Raw genomic sequence first — 20,179 nt, 5'->3', positions numbered from 1 at the left:
AAGGGAAAATCCGGTGATAAAGGCGACCGCTTCGCTTTTTCACGTTATTTCTGTCCTCTCCGTTCTCGTGTAAATATTATGTTCATTTTATATGAGAGATTTTATTGGGGTAAAAAATCGTTCGTATATGCTTTGCTCACATCGATCTGTTCATCCAGCAGTTTCTTGCTGAACATCCAGTCCGTATAGTTCTGCCATACTTCCTGTTTCTGTTCGCCCCAGCGTGGTGCATCATCTGTGTATTTCGGGCTTAACCACTTCTGGCTTGCTATTACAAGATCCTTATCCAGATCCGGTACGGCTTTGATCAGAATATTAGCGGCGTCTTCGGGATGATCAATCGCATACTGATACCCTTCCGACGTGGCTTTCATGAACGCTTTAACCAGTTCAGGATCGTTCTGAATCGTGGTTTCATTCGTTACCAATACAGGCGTGTAATAATCGAGTGCTTCGGAGTAGTCTTTGACATACAACATGTCGATCGGCTCTCCGCGAAGCTCAGCCTCAATCCCCGTCCACGCATAGAAGATCCAGGCAAAATCAATATCTCGTTTCACGGCGGTGAAGAAGTCGGCATCGCCCATGTTAATGTTTTTCACCTTGGACACGTCTGCGCCTTCGCCCTCCATAATGGATTGCATGACGGCTTCCTCCACTGGAGAGCCCCAGCCTCCATAGGTTTTACCTTCGAAGTCTTTCGGGGATTTAATGTTCCGATCCGTCGGTGCTGCAAATCCAGATGTATTATGCTGAATAACCGCAGCAATGGAGACGAGCGGTACACCTTGGGTACGCGCCTGAGTTACACTTTCCTGATAACTTACACCAAAAGGTACTTCATTCGAAGCGACCATCGTGTCAGCGCCGCCCGCACCAGGCTGCACAATCTCCACGTTTAAACCCTCGGCTTCGTAGAATCCTTGATCTACTGCTGCATATAAGCCGGTATGGTTCGTATTCGGTGTCCAGTCCAGTACAACTTTAACGTCTCGGAGTGCTACGTTATCACCTTCACTGCTGTTCTCGGTGTTGGTACCTCCGTTAGATTGGGCAGGGCCAGCTTCCTTGCTTCCGCAAGCCGTGATTGCAATCAAGGTTACGCATAGGAGCAACAAGCCGATCATTTTACGCCATCTCATCTTCATTCTCTCCTTCATGTGGTCCGCCTAAATGGCGAGGGTTCTCCTTGGCTTCATATCCAAGCATCGTGCATAAATCAGCAGAATTATACCGGCTATGATCTGGATGTCTTTTTTATGTAATGAGATATGCAAAAGAACATAAAAAAAGCGCCCCGGATTCCGGGACGCGTGCAGGCGTTAGAGAAGTAGCGCGCAGCGATATAGCTGGGCCTATTCGATATACTCCGATTCCTACGCTGGCATGATCCAGATCAGGTCTAAGGGTTAGTATCTTGTGGGATACACTCTCAGCCGGCCAATTCCGACTCCCCTGGGAAACTATGAAGTTAAGGGTATTACTAGGTGTAATTATAGGGCAGTGGGCAGAACGTGTCCAGTCATGAACTGGAATATCGGATGATGGATCTCACGAAGTGGATGTAAAGCAATCATAGATGCTGTCTGTGCGCCAATCGGGATCATGGATAGATCGGTTTACCTTTAACGCTGAAAGAATTCAATCCATTCCTTCTCTGGGCCATAGATGAAGAAGTAACGATAACCGTTCGGTAATGTGATAATCTCCCCATCGATAAATTCGGCGTCCGTCGCTTGTATACGCTGATATTCAGCATCAAGATCCTCCACGTGAATCGCAAAATGATGCACAGTTCCTTCGGAGGGAAGTTTGTCGCTATATCCCTGAATCAGTTCAATTTCAGTTTCATCACTGCCATTGAATCCGAGGAAAGCAAGTTGGATCACACCATTGGTATGGGTAACGCGGTCTTTCAGCTCAAGCCCAACGATCTCGGTATAGAAGCAAAGCGTCGTCTCTAGATCACGGACAGCGATACCGATGTGGTCGATACGTTTTTGAAAGTTCATTGTATAGTAATCCTCCTAACTGATTCGTGAATATGGTTTACATTTTAAGGAGTATGATAGGGGTATAAATCCGGGTTGTCAAATAGGAAAAAAGAGTTTATCTAGATGAAATGTTCTATATTTCAACATAAACATATAGGTATCTTATTAATGTTCACAAAGTGTTCACTTATGTGACCCTATTCCTCATCTCTATAATTGTCCAAGTAGAAGAAAGGATGAGAGAATTGCCAACAACCAAGAAAGAACATACGTATTTTGGATTGATGATGTGCACAGGAATGGTCGTTGTTATGATGACTTTCAATTTACTGTACAACGGACTAATGGGGAGCATGTCTCTACTTGAAATCCTATTTCAATTCGTCCTGTGTTTTATTGTAGCTTTTGTGGTGGAAAGCTTTATCGTTGGGCCGGTGGCTCAGAAAATTGCCTTTGCGTTGCTATTCAACAAATCGAATAAGGTGATCGGCGTTTTGATGATTTCAGTGTGCATGGTCGTGGGCATGGTGTTGATGATGTCGATGTATGGGATGCTTACGGCGTATCTTGCCAATCAATTGAACGGAAAGCCTCTCGTAGAAACGTATCTTCACACCATACTCCGGAACTTTAGCCTGGCGCTACCGTTACAGTTGCTCATCATTGGGCCGCTTGTTCGATATGTATTCCGTAAATTCATAAAAGCTAAAGGGAACGTAACCCCCTTAGTTAATACAGAAGCCTAATTGACTTTGTGATTCCATATGTTCATTGAGTGTAGAGACAGAATGAATCCTGTATTAATTGGAAAATAGAGGAGGAAAGTGTTAATATTTTTGCCATCAAGAATTTTAACAGGTGGTGAAGAAACTGAAGCAAATATTACTGATTATTGTAGCCCTGTTGTTGATTACTGGGTGTAGAGATCAACAGGATGGAGAAGAATACGTTAACACTTCTTCTGATTCTAGTACCAGTTTTACTCAACTGGATAGCGAATCAGAAATCAAAGCTGAAAATTTGCAAGAGCTAGTGGCTGTGGGTCTGGAGAAGAGATTAAACAGGGAAGAAAATTCTGAAAATATCACTATTGATGTCCCTTACGATGAAGGAAGTTCTATCTTTGCAACATACTATCTCAACCAAGAGCCGGTAACAGAGGTGGGGATGATACAAGCTGTAAAGCAAGAGAACGAATATATATTGCAAAATATAGATCTTAGCCCTATAGATAAACAGGCACCCTTTTGGTTAGCTAAATTTGTAGGCACGACGATGGATGGAAAGAGTAATTTTAGGGTCAACTACGGTTACATTAATGATCCTTCGATAAACGAAATTCGAATTCAATACTCCAACGTCACAATGCACGGCATGTCAATTGATGATCGCAAGACATTTCTGGATGTAACAACAGATGAGAAGATGATCGAGACATCCGTTCAGGGGATAGATGGGGATAACAACCTGATTTATAAGTATGATTAAAAATTTAAACATTAAGCCAGTATCGCTTGCATTTAAACGTTGCTTTTGTATATACTGTTAATCAACAATTACAGATCGGAACATGCCGTTGAAGAGCATCCAACTCGGAGGCGTTTTCGCCAGGGGAGCGATATTTCCCCAAGTTAACCGGAACCGCCCGTTATCGCGGACCAAGCGGCTGGAGCAGTGAATGAACTGTTTCGGCAAGTTGGGTGGCACCGCGAGCAGAGCGCTCCTCGTCCCAAGGGATGAGGGCGCTCTTTGTATTTTTACAGCCAAAGGAGACGGTGACCATGCTTGAAATGAAGTGGATCAGAGCGCATGCAGAAGAGGTGCAGGCGGCGGCAGATGGAAAGAAAATCAATATTAACATTCAAGAACTGTTAAAGCGAGACGAGGAACGCAGAGCGTTATTGCAGGAAATTGAAGAAGGACGCAGAGTGCGTAACGCGTTGTCGGCAGATATTGGCAGGATGATGCAAGCAGGCCAGCGTGAGCAGGCAGAGGGGCTGCGAAGCGAGGTAAAACAACGGAATGAGCAGTTGGAACAGCTCAAAGTTAAGCTTGAAGCGATTCAAGAGGAATTTACGCGTATGCAGTGGCTCGTGCCGAATGTTGTATCGCCAGACACACCTGTAGGTACTTCGGATGCGGACAATGTAGAGCTACGCCGTGTGGGTCAAATCCCGACTTTTGAGTATAGCATGAAGGATCATGTGGAATTGGGCGAGATGCATGACCTAATTGACATTGCGCGTGGGGTGAAAATCGGTGGAACACGCAGCTATGTGCTAAAGGGAGCAGGGGCACTACTTCACCGCGCCGTGCAACAGCTTGCGCTCGATCTGCTCTTGAAGCAGGGATTCACACCGCTAGAGGTGCCGCTCATGGTAAGGGAAGATGCTCTACTCAACACAGGGTTTTTCCCAACAGGACGAGACCAAGTGTATGAGCTTACCGGTGAGAACAAGTGGCTGGTTGGTACTTCGGAGGTGCCGCTCGTGTCCTATTATGCGGATGAAGTTGTGAATGTGGAACAACCTGTGAAGCTTGCTGCTGTATCGACGTGCTTCCGCAGTGAAGTGGGATCGGGAGGACGGGACGTGCGCGGATTGTATCGTGTACACCAATTTGCCAAGGTGGAGCAGGTGATTCTCTGCGCTCCAGATGCGGCAGAGTCGGAACGGATGTTACAGGAGATTACAGGACATGCTGAGCAATTGCTGCAATTGTTAGAGCTTCCTTATCGTGTTGTAGCGGTATGTACCGGGGATATGGGGCAGAAGACGTATAAGCAGTATGATATTGAGACATGGATGCCTAGCCGGGAGGCATACGGAGAGACACATTCCTCGTCCAATTTGCATGACTTCCAGGCACGCCGTTCGAACATTCGTTGTCGTGATGCAGAAGGGAAGCTGGTATATTGCCATACCCTAAACAATACAGCCGTGGCTTCGCCACGTATTCTTATTCCATTACTGGAGAATCATCAGCAGGCAGATGGAAGCATTCGAATTCCGGCTGCGCTCCAGCCATATATGGGCGGAGCAGAGTATATTACACTGCCACATCTAGCGGAAGAAGAGTAAGACGTGAATTACAAAGAACTCCTATATCGCCATGTCACTGAAGATCCTTACGTACTTCATCCAAGTTTGGATTCCAGTTTTTCATGGCCTTCTTCACCCATGGTGACATGTCTTCAGATTGATACCTGGTTTGGCCGCGATCTACTTCAGCCTGAACCTTATATACTTTACTATTATCAAAAATGAGCGTCCGATCCGCTAATCGCATGGCTTTAGGCAGATTATCAAACAAAAAGAAATAAAACCAGTTTAACTGGTAAGTGAAAGAGACAAATAACAATGAGCCTGAACGGCCCTGCTGTCAGGCTAGCGTCTTTAGGCGCAGTTTGGCAACAGGGGGTTATACCCCAAGAGCAAACCACCCGTTGGACGGGTGGTCCTGATTATTTTTCTCACTTTATAAATCAAGATGGCCACCATCAAACTCCCTAATTGCCCCAAGTGACATACCTACTTATGCATTAAAAACAACTCTTTAAATCACTATTGACATCATATATGATTTCATATATGATATTTTCATACAAACAATTAGAGAGGAAGATATTTATGAAACAAGTACCATTAAGACTAGAAGATAGTATGCACAATGAAATTTCTGATAGTGCCGCAAGAACAAACTCATCGTTACAGCAACATATTGTTCAATTGATCTTCAATAGAGGAGATATTTACCGAACTAATCTTGATGGTCGAATTCAACTCAGAGTTAACTTAACCTATCTAGGTGACTTATTGGTATTGGGACGAATATCGTCTTTTAATGGAGTATACGCGATGATGGAAGAAGCGTTACATCATAAAGAACAGGTCATTATTGAAAAACACTATACAAATGCATTACCGCAACATATGAAAACATTTGAAATGGTCAAAGATTTAGAAAAATGGCGAGACGCCATGAACAACGATAAATCAAAGTGAACCGCCTGTCATTGTGAATCTGCCCTTCCCTCTACACTATGATCCCCAATTCTAGTCTGAAAAATTTCAGTGCCTGCAGCTGTGCCTCTCTGGAAGGAGGAAGCGCCGCAGGCGCTTCCTCTACAACGAAATCCATTACGATCTGAAGATTATCCATTAGGCAAACTTCCTTTCTTTAGTGACTACCATCCGACCATAGCGGCCACTAAGTATCAATCGAGCACGAATCGTGCTGAAGCCGATACCCTTCCAGGGGTGATTAAAGTATCGTTCCGTTTCGCACCATTCATCCAATTTATCCGGATGATGTTCTCCCAAGGTTTCAATCTCCTTTTGTGAAGCAAATGGACAACCGGCACAGGCACAACGCCGAACAAAATGGTATACCTGGTTGTATGGAGAACGCATCCAGAAAATCAGCTCCCAAATCTCTTCAATCGTAAACTCAAGAACTGGACGGTGGGTATATCTTAAAATCACTTCATCCCTCGTATCGTGGGATAACTCCGCTCTATTCGTTGATTCATACCAACGTTCACCACATAGCATCACGGGTCAGGATATTTTACATCCAGGAGCTCACCGTTTCTATACTTTGCTTTTGGTGGATTCACGGATCTAGTCATACCCTTGCTGGTCCAGGTAATCACGCTGAGGAATCATTTTGCAATTCTTCGTACAGTGTCTCCTTTTCATCATTGGCCAGAACGTACTACCTTTTTCTAAAGAGAACAGCATAACCATTATGGGCTATTCCCCTTTTGGATTTGTTCCATCTAAATTCGGTAATAAAGGATTTCCGCAAATGGGTTCCGCAGAGAGAAAGATACTCGATACCATCGGAGATAACTATGGTGTAACCGCATATCAGGTTGCGATGAACTGGATTTTAAGGCAGGAAGGTATAGTTACCATCCCCAAAGCGGCGAGTATACAGCATATAAATGATAATTTGAGAGCTCTAGATTGGGAGTTAGAGGAGGCGGACTTAGCAAAAATCGAGAAATCCTTTCCGCTGATGGACTAGGCTATAGCTAACTACCTGTAATACATATGATAGGAGTGGAATGGAATTGATGACAGCATCATTCTCACATAGACCCGAAGGATACGAATGTCCATTTTGTTGTATATGGGGTATCGATGGGTCTAATCAGGGAACGAAACAAAGGGATATCATCTATCAGAACGAAAAGGTAACGGCATTTATAGCGCGTAAATGGTGGCTCAACAATAAGGGGCATGTGCTTATCATTCCTAATCAACACTTTGAAAATATCTTTGACCTTCCTGCCGTTTATGCTGCTGAAATCCACCGCGTGGCTCAGCTTACAGCACTTGCCATGAAGAATACATATGGATGTGATGGGATTTCTACGCGGCAACATAATGAACCTGCTGGCAATCAAGACGTATGGCATTATCACCTGCATGTCTACCCTAGATATGCGGACGATCAATTGTATCTATCACAAGGTGCTAATTCTGATCCAGAAGAACGTGCTCTTTATGCTGACAAGCTGCGTTCTTGGATCGATGAAAACTCGTAAAATCTAAGGAGATTACATCAACACATCATTTAATGGGTATCCAGATTTGAGGTGGTTGATTAGACCCAGGATAGACCTCGAATTCGGGGATACCCGCATGTTCATAAGGGTTGGAGGGGAACCATTCTGTGATGATCTGTTTCCACAGAGCCTGCATACTTGCGGGCATCGGTCCTTGTACTTCAAATATGCACCATTTGGAAGCAGGAATTAGAAGCGTAGAGAATCCTTCAGGTACTTCTCCATCGTAAGAGGTAGCAATCCAGTATTCCATTTGTTTCTCATGAATCTCGTTCTGATCTACACAGACACCAAGAATGCCTTGAATCAATCCGTTATTTAATTGAAACAACCGATCTTCAGCTCCACTGCGGTATGCATCTTGCCACATCGTAGAGATTCCAGACAAGTGTTCTCCGTTGATATACGAAAAGGATTGTTGGATTCCTACCACCGAAAATTCATCGTGTTCTACCATCTTATAATTCATGGGTTCTGCTCCTTTTAAGCTAAGCTGAATAACCAAGCGGTTATACGCCTTGATTGAGATCTTATTTCGACGGGCTTCACTAGGGGGAAAGCCATGTTGTCTGCGAAAAGCTTTGGAAAATGACTCGGGCGTGTCATAACCGTACTTGAACGCTAAATCAATGATTTTGCCATCGCTTTGTAGAAGCTCATATGCTGCTAATGTTAGTCGTCTTCGCCTGATGTATTCTGCAATCGTAACATCAGCTAATAAGGAAAATGTACGTTGAAAATGAAAGAGAGACAGGTTGGTTTCAGCCGCAATTTGTTCAATGGTCATGTCCTCAAGCAGATGATCTTCAATATATTGAATAGCTGTTTGTAATGGCTGAATCCATTTCATGTTGTGATCACTCCTTGATGCATATCATACAGGATTGTTGTTTCAGCAGCCTGTCTTTTTCTGCTTTCATTTGTCCGTTTGTATGTATGGTTTCTTCAATAAGACAAGTTTAATGAAAATCGGAGAGTCTGCTAACCTCGCTAATTAGGTTTAAGAAAACTGCCAAAAACCTGCAATGGGATGTGCGAATTCCGTTCCCGCTTTGCCGAAAATATATAATGAACCAAAATAAAAAGGATAACTACCATCGGCTTGAATCAATGTGTCAGGATAACCATCTTCATCTACTTGGACAAAGAATGAAAGTGACTCTTCCTTAAGTTTGGCAAAATAATAGTCTTCATTTTGAATCAGTCTCGGGTTGCCTCCCACTTTAATTAAAAAGGGTTGATCCATTGATTTTTCATCATTGCATAGTTGACCATCTGAGATGATGTGTTTGATAAGATTTGAATTAGCAAAGGTATTATGCGTGCTTTCTGCTGAAATGGGATGCTCAACCACCTTGACCGCGCAGTTTGGATAAATGTTGTTCTCCAAATGCTTATCACGATCTTCTGGGATAAAAATTGAAATCATGCTATCTGGTTTAAAGGGATGCTTGAGACTTAGATAAAATACATATTTTTGGTCGTGTTCGTGGATGAGGTTGGATGGATCGTCAAATAAAACGGGCGCATTCCCGCCAATCCAGCCTGCTCCGTGTTCGTTGGTTAGATCCAAATCCGCGTAATAAAGGATACAATCTGATCTCTCGATTAAAATATTTGTTTTGTTCTCCATCCTTCGGTGCAACTCCTCTCAAAAACTAACATTACCGTCACAGCTGTGATAGAAATAGTGTTGCTGAACTGAATAGTGCTGGTTCGAATTCGTATAGTTATTATTTGATTATAATGAACGCTCGCAAACGAAGCGACTTCTCTCGAATGAATTCAGAGAGAAGTCGCCAGTTAAGCTTTTTTATATTGTGCAGCAGGATTCTTCCCCGTTCATGTCTTGCTTCGCTTTATTGGATGTTACCGAATACACGATCACCGGGTTGAAAAAAAGAGGTCAAATCAGTTCATCCTGGTGACCTCATATACGATTCTTTAGGCTGATGACATTCTATTTGTTTGCGCTAAGCGACAACAAGTGTTTCAGATTATCATCGATAAATTGATTGTCGGCACTGTTGATGCCGCGACCAGCAAAGTGACCCCAGATGGATGGGATCGGGTTAAAGGTAGCATGAGGGATACGTGCAGCCTCATATTCATTATCGTCTGCTGTACAGAAGAGATCGGTGCTTCCCGGCATGATGAAGGCAAGGGCTTGTATACTCTTAAGCGCTCGTTCAAAATCTCCGTTATAGGAAGGGTTGGCACTAATATCTGCATGCTGACCTGTCCATAACATGGTCAGAACATTATGCGGATCCATATTCATAAAGCTATTTTCCCAGACACCAGCTACAAAATCCTCCAATGAGTCAAATCCCATCTCACGATAAAGCTCCTCTCTATAAAACGCATGGGATAGTCCCCATCCTGCATACACCCGACCAACGGCACGCATGTCTGTAGAGGTTAGTTGGTTTAGTTTGCTTGAGTCGAAGCCAACGACAGATAGCAGTGAAGATTTTACCCCTTCCAGCACCACATATGTGTGAGGCCAAGGTTTGGCGATGCCTCCGAAAGGTGCAATTCGTTCGACCATCTCCGGGTAACTTGCACCCCATTGAAATGCCTGAATGCCGCCCATGGACCACCCAACGACAAGAGCAACTTTTTGAATACCGAATTTGTCAGTCAGCAGCTGGTGCTGGAATTGAACGTTGTCATAAATGGTTACCTGTGGGAAGTTAGCCCGATCGAATGGAGGCGGCGTATTACTTGGAGACGAAGATAGCCCATTGCCCAGCAAATTGGGAACGATAATAAAGTATTTCTCGGGATCGAGTGCCATCCCGCTGCCAATGAGCCATTCATTCTGAACATGATGATCTCCAAAAGCCGTTGGATAGACAATAACATTATCCTTCTGTTCATTTAATTTTCCGTATGTTTTATAAGCAAGAAAAGCATTTGGTAACGTGACTCCTGATTGTAAAAGTACATCACCCAAATTATATATTTCATAGTCCATCGTGGATTCGCTCCCTTCAAAATGAAGACCACATGTTCACTGTGATCTCTTGTGCTCAGTATAGAGCCGTGATATCCTCAATAAAAGTGAATATAATTCAATGTAGTGTTCAATAAAATTGAAGATAGAAGGAGAAGCATCGGATGGAATTGCGTCAACTGAATACGTTTTGCACGGTTGCAACAACTTTGAATTTCACACGTGCAGCAGAAGTGCTGAGCTACGTTCCTTCCAATGTCACGATGCAAATTAAAGCATTGGAAGATGAGCTGGGTGTGCGCCTCTTTGATCGGTTGGGTAAGCAACTCGCGCTCACAACTGCGGGGAAACGGTTTTTAACACACGCCCAAGGCATTCTTGAGAAAATGGACGAAGCTCGCAGTGTTGTTCATGATAATGAAAAACTAAGTGGTACCTTAACGATAAGTGCGAATGAGGTTATTTGCTCCTATCGGCTTCCGCCAGTTTTCCAAAGGTTTCGTTCGCAACATCCCGGCGTTCGTCTGATCTTTCGCTCAGTTCCGAATCAAGAGCTTAAGCAAACGTTATTCGAGGGAACGACAGATATCGTGTATATGCTGGATGAACCTATTCGCTCGAAGGGGCTTGTGGTTGAATCACTTGTGGAAGAAAATTTCCGTTTGTTAGCGGCTCCAGATCACCCTCTCGCTAAGCGAGCTGTGCTGCAGTTAGAAGATTTTCATGAAGAAGTATTCCTGACGAATGAAAAGGGGTGTCCATATCGAACGATGTTTGATCGTTCATTTGAGAAAGAGGGTATTGATAGCATCACATATCTGGAGTTTCAAAGTGCTGAAGCCATTAAACAATGTGCGATCTCAGGCATAGGTATCGGATTTCTTCCCGAAATCGTCGTGCAAGCTGAAGTTGAGCGCGGGGAACTTGTTGTTCTTCCATGGCAAATTTCGGACTTACAGGTGCACACACAAATGTTGTGGCATAAGGACAAGTGGCTTTCACCGATCATGCTATCTTTTATTGAAGCAACAAGAGATGTTTTTCGTTCACAGATGAAGGAAGAAGAAGTATAGTCTCCTAGGTTAAAAAAGAAGAAAATGTCGATTTTAAATTTAGATGCTGCTCTTAGTTATATTACAATTCACTTTTGTGCATATCAATTCCGATATACTATAATAGAAGTAAAATACTGGATAGTAGGAGGATGAAAAGTTCATGATTAGTATGAAACAGGCACTTCGCGGAGCACTCGCTCTAGTTCTTGTATTCGGGGTGCTAGCACCAACACTAGTCTTTGCCGCCACAGGAGATGTCACTTCGATTGAGATCACCAATGAGAGCCCGCAGAAAATGAGTGTATCTGAGACGGCTACGCTTCAGGTTATGGCCGTCATTGAAGGTTTTGATAATAAACAGGATGTGACAGAGGGAGTTACGTGGTCAACCAGCAATGCAGCCGTTGTAACGATTGCAAAGGGGAAAGTGAAGGCTGTATCAGCCGGAGAAGCAACGATCTTTGCACAGCTCGATGGAGCGAAGGCTCAATTGGTTGTTCAGGTTCAGGATAAGATTAAGAGCATCAAGGCTTCGCCTACCTCCTATAGTTTTGTCAAAGGTAGTGAAGGTACACTGCCGAAAGTAACGATTACCCGTGCGAATGGCAAGTCAGAAGACGTCACTTCGGAGATTGTATGGACAGTTTCCAGCTCGTCGGCTGTGTTGGAAGACGGGAAGATCAGAGGTATTACACCTGGTCGCGTATTATTACAAGGGAAGTACGGTTCAACAACGGTGAAAGTACCGGTTGCCATCACGGATGTGATTACGAAGATCGATGTAACACCGAAGGCATTACAGCTCAACATCAAGAAGTCGAAGGTATTGAAAGTAGTTGGTACATATGCGAATGGCAAAACAATCAATCTTTCGAAACAGGTGATCTGGACCTCTTCTAATAATGGTGTAGCTACAGTTAAAAATGGTACCGTTAAGACGTTGACTGAAGGACAAGCAACCTTGACAGGAACGTATCAAGATCAGACAATCACTGTAGAGGTTACTGTCGTACCTTTGCTCAAAAAATTGATTACAGGGCAGAAAAAACTGGTGTTATCTCCGCAAGGAAGCACGACACTCAGCTTGATGGCTCAGTATGATACGGGCAAAATGACTGTCGTAACCAACAGTGCAGTATGGACCAGCACTAAGCCTGGTGTAGCGACGGTTACAAACGGGAAGATTCAAGCGGTATCCAAGGGCAAAACCTCCATTGTAGCAAAATGGGGAAACAAAAAAGTGAGCATACCTGTTACGGTAAAATAATCTCAGAACTACAACACGGGTCTGTAATATGATATGTATCTGGTGACAAATAGCGTTATATATGTAATATTTATACAAAAGAAAAGAGGCAGGGAGCGTAGATTATACGCTCCTTTCTTGTAACCTTTATCAGAATCGCAAGGATCGGATGTGATCGTTTGAAAGGTTCCATTATAAGTTCAGAGTGCAATTCGAATGATGTGGCTTATCTTCGATATCTCCTGTTATCGATTCTCTCGGCACTGACTTTTCAGATGAGTGACAAGATTGAAGGGATGAAACATCGTGCCTATACCAAGTACCTTGAAGGGTATCGATTGAAGAGTAAGCAGATCCAATGAGAAGCAGACTTGTCTATTTCATAGCAACGATCATCACGATGGGACTAGGTCTTGCTTCGCGTCATTATGGAGATCAGTTACCCAAGTGGGTGAGTGAACATGCAGGAGATGCACTGTGGGCAGGCATGATTTATTTTGGTGTACGCATGGTATGGCTTAGGCGTAGTAAAGTATGGACAGCGATGATTAGTTTGCTGTTCTGCTGGATGATCGAATTCTCACAATTGATTCAGACACCATGGTTGATTGAGATTCGTTCAACGTTGTTAGGTGCACTTATTTTGGGCCATGGTTTCCTTGTGGTTGATCTCATTCGTTATGCTGCTGGAATTCTGTGTGTGTATATGTTGGATCGTTATTTCCCGAGCAATATCAATCGCATGTAAGATGGTGAAGCAGGTATTTAGAAATAGGTGCCGATAAAGGTATTGATAAGGAGATGCTGTTGATGAATGTGGATAAGCTGTTTAGTGAATCCCCGGAATTTGAGACAGAGCGATTGTTACTAAGACGTCTCACAATGAATGATGTTGATGAGTATTTCCAATTTGCTTCCGATCCACGTGTGAGTCAACAGAGCTTGTGGAACAGCCACGAGACGGTTGAGGACTCGGTTCATTATATTCAACGCGTCTTGGACAACTATGAGCGTAGAACAGTTTATATATGGGCTTTTGTTTGGAAAGAGACAGGTCAACTGATTGGTAGAGGCGGGATCTTTGATCTGAATGAGTCTATGCATAGTGCTGAGCTAGGATATGCTATATCTAGTTTATATTGGAATCAGGGTGTTGCATCTGAAGCGATGCAGCCGATTGTACATTATTGTTTTGAAGAGCTTGACTGCAATCGTCTAGGTGGTAGATGCAATGCAGGTAATATAGGATCTGCACGTGTGATGGAGAAGATTGGCATGTCATATGAAGGAATACTGCGTAAGCAATTGAAAATCAAAGGTGTCTTCACCGATCAGAAAATATACTCCCGCATTCGGGATGATCTATAATACATGAATGACGGATCGAACTTGTAATGTTATAGCATTGGTTTTGCATTGAACTTTACATATGAATTCAGGAGGTATAACGATGATCTACAGTATCATATCCCGCTCCACTTGGGAGCAACTATCGGGGGAGAGCTTCTATGCTCCTGACAGCTTGAATACAGATGGTTTCATTCATTGTTCTACGAAAGAGCAGATTCCGTGGGTAGCTGGGCAATATTATGAAGGACGTACCGATCTACTCCTGCTTGGTATCAATGAGAAAGTATTACAAGCAGAGTTAGTATATGAGGATTTGTATAACTTAAACGAACTTTTCCCACATATCTATGGTCAGCTTAATCTGGATGCCGTGCAAAAGGTTCTCGATTTTAGCCCAAATGAAGATGGATCATTTTCTTTTCCGGAATAGTGAGATAACTTCTGATTCTAATCATGTAGGAACCTTAAAAGGATGAGCTTCATTATCTGATCGCTATGTAGAAATTGAAATTAACATTCTCATATCAGGAAAGGTGTGATGTTATGGATCTCAATCAAAGCTTTCTGGAGACTGCCGAGAAACAATTTTTATATTACAAACAGCTCGGGGATAAGGCCATGGCGCAACTTGAGACGGAGCAATTATTTCAATCCTGGAATGAAGATACAAACAGCATTGCTGTGATAGTAAAGCATCTATGGGGGAATATGTTATCCCGTTGGACAGATGTATTAACGACAGATGGCGAGAAAGCGTGGCGGGAACGTGATGCTGAATTTATCAACGATCTATCTACGCGGGAGGAATTGCTGGACAAATGGGAGGAAGGCTGGAGCTGTTTGCTGAGCGCCATTCGTTCATTCACACCCGATCAATTATCCCATATCATCTACATTCGTAATGAGGGCCATACCGTCATGGAGGCAATCATCCGCCAGCTAGCACATTATCCGTATCATGTTGGACAGATGGTTTATGTCGCCAAAATGCTCAAAGAGACGTCATGGGATAGCTTATCCATTCCGCGAAATGGGTCTACCCTCTATAATGGCGACAAATTCGCCAAGCCTAAGATGACAAAGCATTTTACAGACGAGGAACTTAACAGGGAGGAACCAAAATGACACAATTAACTCTAATTCGCCATGGGAGTACGGCTTGGAATAAAGAGAAGCGATCACAGGGGCAGACGGACAACCCGCTGGATCAAGAAGGTAGAGAACAGGCGTTATTGCTTGCCGCAAGACTTAGCTCAGATTCATGGGACGCGATCTATGCTAGTGATCTGGAACGTGCCAGTGAGACAGCCCGAATCATCGGTGATCAACTGGGTATCAAGGAGATTCATCTCGATCCACGTCTACGTGAAATGGGCGGAGGTCAGGTTGAAGGAACTACAGAAGAGGAGCGGGTGTCACGGTGGGGCGCAGATTGGAGCAGCCTAGAATTGGGAAGAGAGACAGCCGATGCGGGAACGTCACGTGGTATGGAGGTCATTGAAGAAATCTGCCGTAAGCATCCACATGATCGAGTACTTGTCGTTAGTCACGGAGCGATACTCCGTAATACCCTTAGAGGATTGCTGCCTGAACTTGATGTAAGTGTTAAGCTGTCCAATACTTCCGTTACCCGGATCGAAAAGAACGCAGAGGCTTGGGGTTGTGAGTTGTACAACTGCAGCGTGCATCTGAATACTTCTGAAGGAACGCGATAGATGGAAGCTGTAGCGCTGAAAGAACAGTTGCAGCTTTTCCGGAGGAACGATACATCGCCTTCTGATATTGAGAACCCATATGAAGTGGCATGGCATATGTTACGACATATTGGCAGCACCGATCCGGTTCTGCGGGACGAACTTATCTATGTTACGTTTGCAACTTGGATTGCGCATGGTGTGTTCTCTGCTGACCAGCTGAGAGAAATATTGCATATAGCGATAGATGATGAGCATCTCTTCTATCGTCTGGGTGAGCAGGGGACGGACAGTGTGTTTACAAGAACATTTTCGGTGTTGTTATTGCCTCCTATTCTTAGTATAGATCGGCAAAGCCCTTTTCTAAACAAAACAGATATCGATCGTGTACAGGAACGTTTGGTTGCGTACTTGAAGGAAGAGAAGGATATTCGAGGGTACGTCGAGGATAAGGGATGGGCACATGCTCCAGCTCATGGTGCAGATGCCGCCGAGGATCTCGCGCAATCGTCTGATATCGATCGATCTGGCTTAAAGGAGCTAATGGCAGCACTCGCTGTGAAAATAATGGAGTCTAGTACAGTGTACATCTATGATGAGGATCAGCGAATTGCGCATGCCGTCGTAGCGATTCTCCGCCGTAACCTGTTGGAGCTAAGCGAAATTACGAGTTGGATCGATTCTCTTCAACGTTCAGATTCTAGGGGAATCCAGACACTGCAAGAGACCAGCCAGCAGGCGATGAATGTACGAGTCTTTCTGCAAACCCTATATTTTATGATTCGTACAGAAGAGGCAGAGCCGTTTACATTTGTTCGTCACGAAATGATAAAGGTTATTGAAAAAGCCCGCTTGTAACTAGGGTGAGGAGGAGAGAGCTTGAATACACCGATGTATATGTGGACAGAAGAGATGGTGTCTCCTTTAAGTGAGTCAACAATCATTATACGTTGCGGGGATATGATCTCCGATGAGGTTCATCAGCGGGTAATGTCCGTCTGCTCTATGCTAGAACAAGATCATATGCATATCCCAGGTATAATAGAGGCTGTTCCGTCATTTGCATCGGTCACACTTTTCTACGACCCTTATCTTCTAATGCAACATATGTCTAGCAGTCTAGATTCTACATCTACGACAATAGAAATAGGTGGATCATACGAACACCCACGAGCCGATACATCAGCCACCTCCCCATACATATACTTGCGTAACCTCCTCCTCTCCTCTTTACAAGAATTACAATCGGCGGCAGCATCCAAACAAGCCAGAACGGTTACGATACCCGTATGTTATGGGGGAGAGTTTGGGCCGGATCTTGAATATGTAGCGTCAGTGCATGCATTAACGCCAGATGAGGTTATCGCTATTCATACAGCAGGTGAATATCTGGTGCATATGCTTGGATTCGCCCCGGGATTTCCCTATTTGGGGGGACTATCTGCGCGTATTGCCACACCAAGACGTGCAACGCCAAGACTTCGTGTGGAAGCTGGCACAGTTGGAATCGGCGGTGAGCAGACGGGCATATATCCACTCGCGACTCCTGGAGGCTGGCAGTGTATTGGGCGAACCCCAATCCCATTGTTTCGTCCAGATGACAATCCACCTAGTTTATTGACTGCAGGGGATCGGGTTCGCTTCACACCTATATCCATTCAAGAGTATTTCGAACATCAGGGGGCTATGTCATGAGCATAGAAGTGATCCGCTCAGGTCTGTTGTCCACCGTTCAGGATGAAGGTAGATTCGGACAACGTCGGTATGGAATTCATCCCGGAGGAGCGATGGATACCTTTGCTGCGAGGGTGTCTAACATGTTAGTGGGCAACACTCGGAATGCAGCCGTAATTGAGATGACGATGACGGGGTCAGAGCTCCGATTCGAGGACGACCAGTTGATCTCTTTATGCGGAGCCGATCTGTCAGCAAAGGTAGATGATATGGACATTCCGATGTGGCGCCCCATTGTAATGCCTGCCGGAGCAGTCTTGCGATTCGGACAATGTCGCTCAGGGCTCCGAACATATATGGCCGTTGCAGGTGGCATCGATGTGCCTGTAATCATGGGAAGCCGAAGTACGGATCTGAAGACCGGAATCGGTGGTATCGATGGACGTGCTTTGCATGTCGGTGACAAGCTGAGGATCGGAAAGCCTTCTACAGAAGCGAGCATGATCTTGGATTTCTGGGGGACGAAACGGAAGTCTGATGTTCATCGTGTGAAAGCAACTGCATGGTATTTCTCCAGCAATGAATGGCCGGGCTATCACGAGGAGCCTGTTATCCGTATTGTACCGGGCATAGAGGATCGTGGATTTACGGAAGAAAGCTTAAGAACATTTTACGAAGAGCCTTACCTTGTATCGCCTCAATCGGATCGAATGGGCTATCGTATGCAAGGTGCTGTCCTAGAACGGAAACAAGCCAGAGAGCAGCGATTATCTGAAGCGGTCACCTATGGAACGGTGCAGATTCCTGCGGACGGTCAGCCGATCATTTTGATGGCAGATCATCAGACCATAGGCGGCTATCCTGTACTTGGTCAGGTTGCTCGGGTTGACTTACCAATTCTGGCGCAGGCTAGACCTGGAACAAGGGTTACTTTTAGACAGATCACATTCAGGGAAGCGGAGATGTTATGGCTCGAACAGGAGCGGCATCTACGATTGGCTGAGAATTTTATTCGCAGCAGGATGGTAGCGGGAATGGAGGAACTTCGGTGAAACATGTGGATATAAACTGTGATCTAGGTGAAAGTTACGGGATTTATCAAATGGAATCGGACGAAGCAATATTGCCTTTGGTCACCTCCGCAAACATTGCCTGTGGCTTTCATGCTGGCGATCCGGGGACGATGAGGCGCACTGTAGAACTTGCCATGGAACATCATGTCGCTATTGGAGCCCATCCGGGTTTACCTGATCTACAAGGGTTTGGCAGAAGACGTATGGAGATCACGCCTCGGGAAGCCTATGACATGGTAGTTTATCAAATGGGTGCTTTGGATGCATTTGTCCGTGCTCAAGGAGGACAGATGCATCATGTGAAGCCGCATGGAGCCCTGTACAATATGGCAGCCGATGATGCTGGCTTGGCCGAGGCAATTGCGGAAGCTATCTATCAGGTTCAGCCTGAACTGTATCTATACGGTTTGGCAGGTAGCGCCATGATCGAAGCAGCGGATCGCATTGGTTTGCGTAGCGTGAGCGAGGTATTTGCAGATCGAACCTATGGAGCAGATGGTAGGTTAACTCCGCGAAGTCAGGAGGGGGCACTGATTCAGCATATCGAACAATCGCTCGCTCAGATCCTTCGGATGGTGAAGCAAGGGCTTGTTGATACGACCGCAGGAACGAGCGTACCTATTAAAGCAGAGACGATATGCATACATGGTGACGGGGCACATGCCCTTACGTTTGCACGCCAGATTCGTGCTATGCTAGAGGCCGAGGGGGTTACCCTGTCTGCGATAGGAACAATTGGATGAGTAGGAGAGATAAACATGACTAAACCGATACGTAATTCGGCGAAAGCTGTCATTGTACAAGATGCACGATTGCTCGTGATTCGTGTGGAGGATCAGTACGGTACAGCGTATATTTTCCCTGGTGGGGGACAAGAGAAATATGAGGAATTGAAGGATACTGTACTGCGGGAATGTCTCGAAGAGATTGGTCAGGCGGTTACAGTGGGTGAGTTGATGCACATTCGGGAGTATATCGGTAAAAACCACGAGTTCGCCGAGTGGGATGCGGATTACCATCAGGTCGAGTTTTATTTTGCATGCAGTTTAATCGATCCGTCAGCGACAAGCTACGAGGGGTCTAATCCGGACAACCATCAGGTTGGTGTGGAATGGATTCCGCTTGAAGACCTGTCTAAGGTTCGGTTATATCCAAAAAGAATCGGAGAGATGCTGCTCGCACAGGACTCCTCCAAGATTTATCTTGGCGATCTGAACTAACAGTAGCTAATCAAATAGATGTGCCTATTTTGATATATAAACATTTTAATAAATAAAATTTCCAGTATTGTCACGTTTGCAGGTCCGGTTCATGGATTCACCAATGATGAGGTGGGTACACTATAAGTACAGGCTTATACAACAATATCGTTATAAGCGGTGCCAGTTGAAGAACTCTGAAAGTAGTGAAGGGAACGGAATCGATTCTGAAGAAGCGAAGCTAAAAGCTTTCTGCAAGAAAGCTACTTCGGAAGCATGATCTCGCCTTTGTTTCTGAATTTTATACCGATAGAAATTTCAATGAGAAAATTCAGAAACAACAGCGATCGAAAGAACGAT

26 protein-coding genes and 1 riboswitch are annotated in these 20,179 nt (G+C 44.6%); of the genes, 18 read left to right on the top strand and 8 right to left on the bottom strand.

Features of this window, described 5'->3' with window-relative positions:
- Positions 1–101: 101 nt before the first annotated feature.
- Entirely contained in the window at positions 102–1,142 is a 1,041-nt protein-coding gene (locus tag M3636_RS21140; protein WP_174715263.1) for an ABC transporter substrate-binding protein, read from the bottom strand.
- Positions 1,143–1,355: 213 nt separating this feature from the next.
- Positions 1,356–1,467, bottom strand: a riboswitch (TPP riboswitch).
- Positions 1,468–1,625: 158 nt separating this feature from the next.
- Positions 1,626–2,012: a VOC family protein gene (locus M3636_RS21135; protein WP_251383900.1), complete on the bottom strand. Its 387-nt coding sequence runs from the start codon at positions 2,010–2,012 to the stop codon at positions 1,626–1,628.
- A gap of 227 nt (positions 2,013–2,239) precedes the next feature.
- Here M3636_RS21135 and M3636_RS21130 point away from each other — a divergent pair, with 227 nt between their 5' ends.
- From M3636_RS21130 to serS, 3 genes are all read left to right on the top strand, one after another.
- Entirely contained in the window at positions 2,240–2,740 is a 501-nt protein-coding gene (locus tag M3636_RS21130; RefSeq protein ID WP_251383899.1) for a DUF2798 domain-containing protein, read from the top strand.
- 112 nt (positions 2,741–2,852) lie between these two features.
- Entirely contained in the window at positions 2,853–3,482 is a 630-nt protein-coding gene (locus tag M3636_RS21125) for a hypothetical protein (RefSeq protein ID WP_251383898.1), read from the top strand.
- 293 nt (positions 3,483–3,775) lie between these two features.
- Positions 3,776–5,074, top strand: a complete 1,299-nt coding sequence (serS, locus tag M3636_RS21120) for a serine--tRNA ligase (RefSeq protein WP_251383897.1) — start codon at positions 3,776–3,778, stop codon at positions 5,072–5,074.
- A gap of 34 nt (positions 5,075–5,108) precedes the next feature.
- Here the strand turns inward: serS and M3636_RS21115 are convergent, their stop codons facing one another.
- The gene (locus M3636_RS21115) at positions 5,109–5,354 is read right to left on the bottom strand and encodes a hypothetical protein (protein WP_251383896.1); all 246 of its coding nucleotides are present in this window, start codon (positions 5,352–5,354) and stop codon (positions 5,109–5,111) included.
- Positions 5,355–5,623: 269 nt separating this feature from the next.
- Here M3636_RS21115 and M3636_RS21110 point away from each other — a divergent pair, with 269 nt between their 5' ends.
- A complete protein-coding gene (locus M3636_RS21110) occupies positions 5,624–5,998 on the top strand; it encodes a hypothetical protein (protein ID WP_251383895.1) in 375 nt (124 codons plus the stop codon).
- Positions 5,999–6,029: 31 nt separating this feature from the next.
- Here M3636_RS21110 and M3636_RS29605 read toward each other — a convergent pair whose 3' ends face one another.
- Both M3636_RS29605 and M3636_RS21105 read right to left on the bottom strand, forming a co-directional pair.
- Positions 6,030–6,155 carry a hypothetical protein gene (locus M3636_RS29605; RefSeq protein ID WP_285859100.1) on the bottom strand — a complete coding sequence of 42 codons (126 nt, stop codon included), beginning with the start codon at positions 6,153–6,155 and terminating at the stop codon, positions 6,030–6,032.
- Positions 6,155–6,478 carry a hypothetical protein gene (locus M3636_RS21105; RefSeq protein ID WP_251383894.1) on the bottom strand — a complete coding sequence of 108 codons (324 nt, stop codon included), beginning with the start codon at positions 6,476–6,478 and terminating at the stop codon, positions 6,155–6,157. The genes M3636_RS29605 and M3636_RS21105 overlap by 1 nt, the downstream gene beginning before the upstream one ends.
- Positions 6,479–6,662: 184 nt before the next feature.
- On the opposite strand from M3636_RS21105, the gene M3636_RS21100 reads away from it, so the two are divergent.
- Entirely contained in the window at positions 6,663–7,025 is a 363-nt protein-coding gene (locus tag M3636_RS21100; protein WP_251383893.1) for an aldo/keto reductase, read from the top strand.
- A gap of 49 nt (positions 7,026–7,074) precedes the next feature.
- A complete protein-coding gene (locus M3636_RS21095; protein ID WP_251383970.1) occupies positions 7,075–7,548 on the top strand; it encodes an HIT family protein in 474 nt (157 codons plus the stop codon).
- Between the two features lie 25 nt (positions 7,549–7,573).
- On the opposite strand, the gene M3636_RS21090 is transcribed toward M3636_RS21095, so the two are convergent.
- From M3636_RS21090 to M3636_RS21080, 3 genes are all read right to left on the bottom strand, one after another.
- Positions 7,574–8,419 carry an AraC family transcriptional regulator gene (locus M3636_RS21090; protein ID WP_251383892.1) on the bottom strand — a complete coding sequence of 282 codons (846 nt, stop codon included), beginning with the start codon at positions 8,417–8,419 and terminating at the stop codon, positions 7,574–7,576.
- Positions 8,420–8,569: 150 nt separating this feature from the next.
- A complete protein-coding gene (locus tag M3636_RS21085; RefSeq protein WP_251383891.1) occupies positions 8,570–9,202 on the bottom strand; it encodes a hypothetical protein in 633 nt (210 codons plus the stop codon).
- A 327-nt stretch (positions 9,203–9,529) separates the two neighbouring features.
- The gene (locus tag M3636_RS21080; protein WP_251383890.1) at positions 9,530–10,549 is read right to left on the bottom strand and encodes an alpha/beta fold hydrolase; all 1,020 of its coding nucleotides are present in this window, start codon (positions 10,547–10,549) and stop codon (positions 9,530–9,532) included.
- 143 nt (positions 10,550–10,692) lie between these two features.
- Here M3636_RS21080 and M3636_RS21075 point away from each other — a divergent pair, with 143 nt between their 5' ends.
- The 12 genes from M3636_RS21075 to M3636_RS21020 all read left to right on the top strand — a co-directional run bounded on the left by M3636_RS21075 (position 10,693) and on the right by M3636_RS21020 (position 19,840).
- Positions 10,693–11,601 (top strand): LysR family transcriptional regulator, encoded by a 909-nt coding sequence (locus tag M3636_RS21075; protein WP_251383889.1) that lies wholly within the window; start codon positions 10,693–10,695, stop codon positions 11,599–11,601.
- Between the two features lie 142 nt (positions 11,602–11,743).
- Positions 11,744–12,850, top strand: a complete 1,107-nt coding sequence (locus M3636_RS21070; protein WP_251383888.1) for an Ig-like domain-containing protein — start codon at positions 11,744–11,746, stop codon at positions 12,848–12,850.
- Positions 12,851–13,187: 337 nt separating this feature from the next.
- Positions 13,188–13,577, top strand: a complete 390-nt coding sequence (locus M3636_RS21065) for a ribosomal maturation YjgA family protein (protein ID WP_128100024.1) — start codon at positions 13,188–13,190, stop codon at positions 13,575–13,577.
- 62 nt (positions 13,578–13,639) lie between these two features.
- Positions 13,640–14,197: a GNAT family N-acetyltransferase gene (locus M3636_RS21060; protein ID WP_164848582.1), complete on the top strand. Its 558-nt coding sequence runs from the start codon at positions 13,640–13,642 to the stop codon at positions 14,195–14,197.
- Positions 14,198–14,279: 82 nt separating this feature from the next.
- On the top strand, positions 14,280–14,609 hold the full coding sequence (locus M3636_RS21055) for a DUF952 domain-containing protein (protein WP_128100026.1): 330 nt from the start codon (positions 14,280–14,282) through the stop codon (positions 14,607–14,609).
- A 113-nt stretch (positions 14,610–14,722) separates the two neighbouring features.
- Positions 14,723–15,304 (top strand): DUF1572 family protein, encoded by a 582-nt coding sequence (locus tag M3636_RS21050; protein ID WP_251383887.1) that lies wholly within the window; start codon positions 14,723–14,725, stop codon positions 15,302–15,304.
- Positions 15,301–15,894 (top strand): histidine phosphatase family protein, encoded by a 594-nt coding sequence (locus tag M3636_RS21045; RefSeq protein WP_251383886.1) that lies wholly within the window; start codon positions 15,301–15,303, stop codon positions 15,892–15,894. Before M3636_RS21050 ends, M3636_RS21045 begins: the two co-directional genes overlap by 4 nt.
- Positions 15,895–16,731 carry a DUF2785 domain-containing protein gene (locus M3636_RS21040; protein WP_251383885.1) on the top strand — a complete coding sequence of 279 codons (837 nt, stop codon included), beginning with the start codon at positions 15,895–15,897 and terminating at the stop codon, positions 16,729–16,731. It abuts the gene before it with no gap.
- A 33-nt stretch (positions 16,732–16,764) separates the two neighbouring features.
- Entirely contained in the window at positions 16,765–17,568 is an 804-nt protein-coding gene (pxpB, locus tag M3636_RS21035) for a 5-oxoprolinase subunit PxpB (protein WP_251383969.1), read from the top strand.
- Complete coding sequence (locus M3636_RS21030; protein ID WP_251383884.1) at positions 17,565–18,599, top strand: 5-oxoprolinase subunit C family protein; 1,035 nt, start codon at positions 17,565–17,567, stop codon at positions 18,597–18,599. The genes pxpB and M3636_RS21030 overlap by 4 nt, the downstream gene beginning before the upstream one ends.
- Positions 18,596–19,363, top strand: coding sequence for a LamB/YcsF family protein (locus tag M3636_RS21025; RefSeq protein WP_251383883.1), 768 nt, complete (start codon positions 18,596–18,598; stop codon positions 19,361–19,363). Before M3636_RS21030 ends, M3636_RS21025 begins: the two co-directional genes overlap by 4 nt.
- 15 nt (positions 19,364–19,378) lie before the next feature.
- Positions 19,379–19,840, top strand: coding sequence for an NUDIX domain-containing protein (locus M3636_RS21020; protein WP_251383882.1), 462 nt, complete (start codon positions 19,379–19,381; stop codon positions 19,838–19,840).
- Positions 19,841–20,179: the final 339 nt, after the last annotated feature.

Source organism: Paenibacillus sp. MER 99-2 (assembly GCF_023714095.1).
Taxonomy (GTDB): domain Bacteria; phylum Bacillota; class Bacilli; order Paenibacillales; family Paenibacillaceae; genus Paenibacillus.
This window is presented reverse-complemented; position numbering and strand designations above follow the sequence as displayed.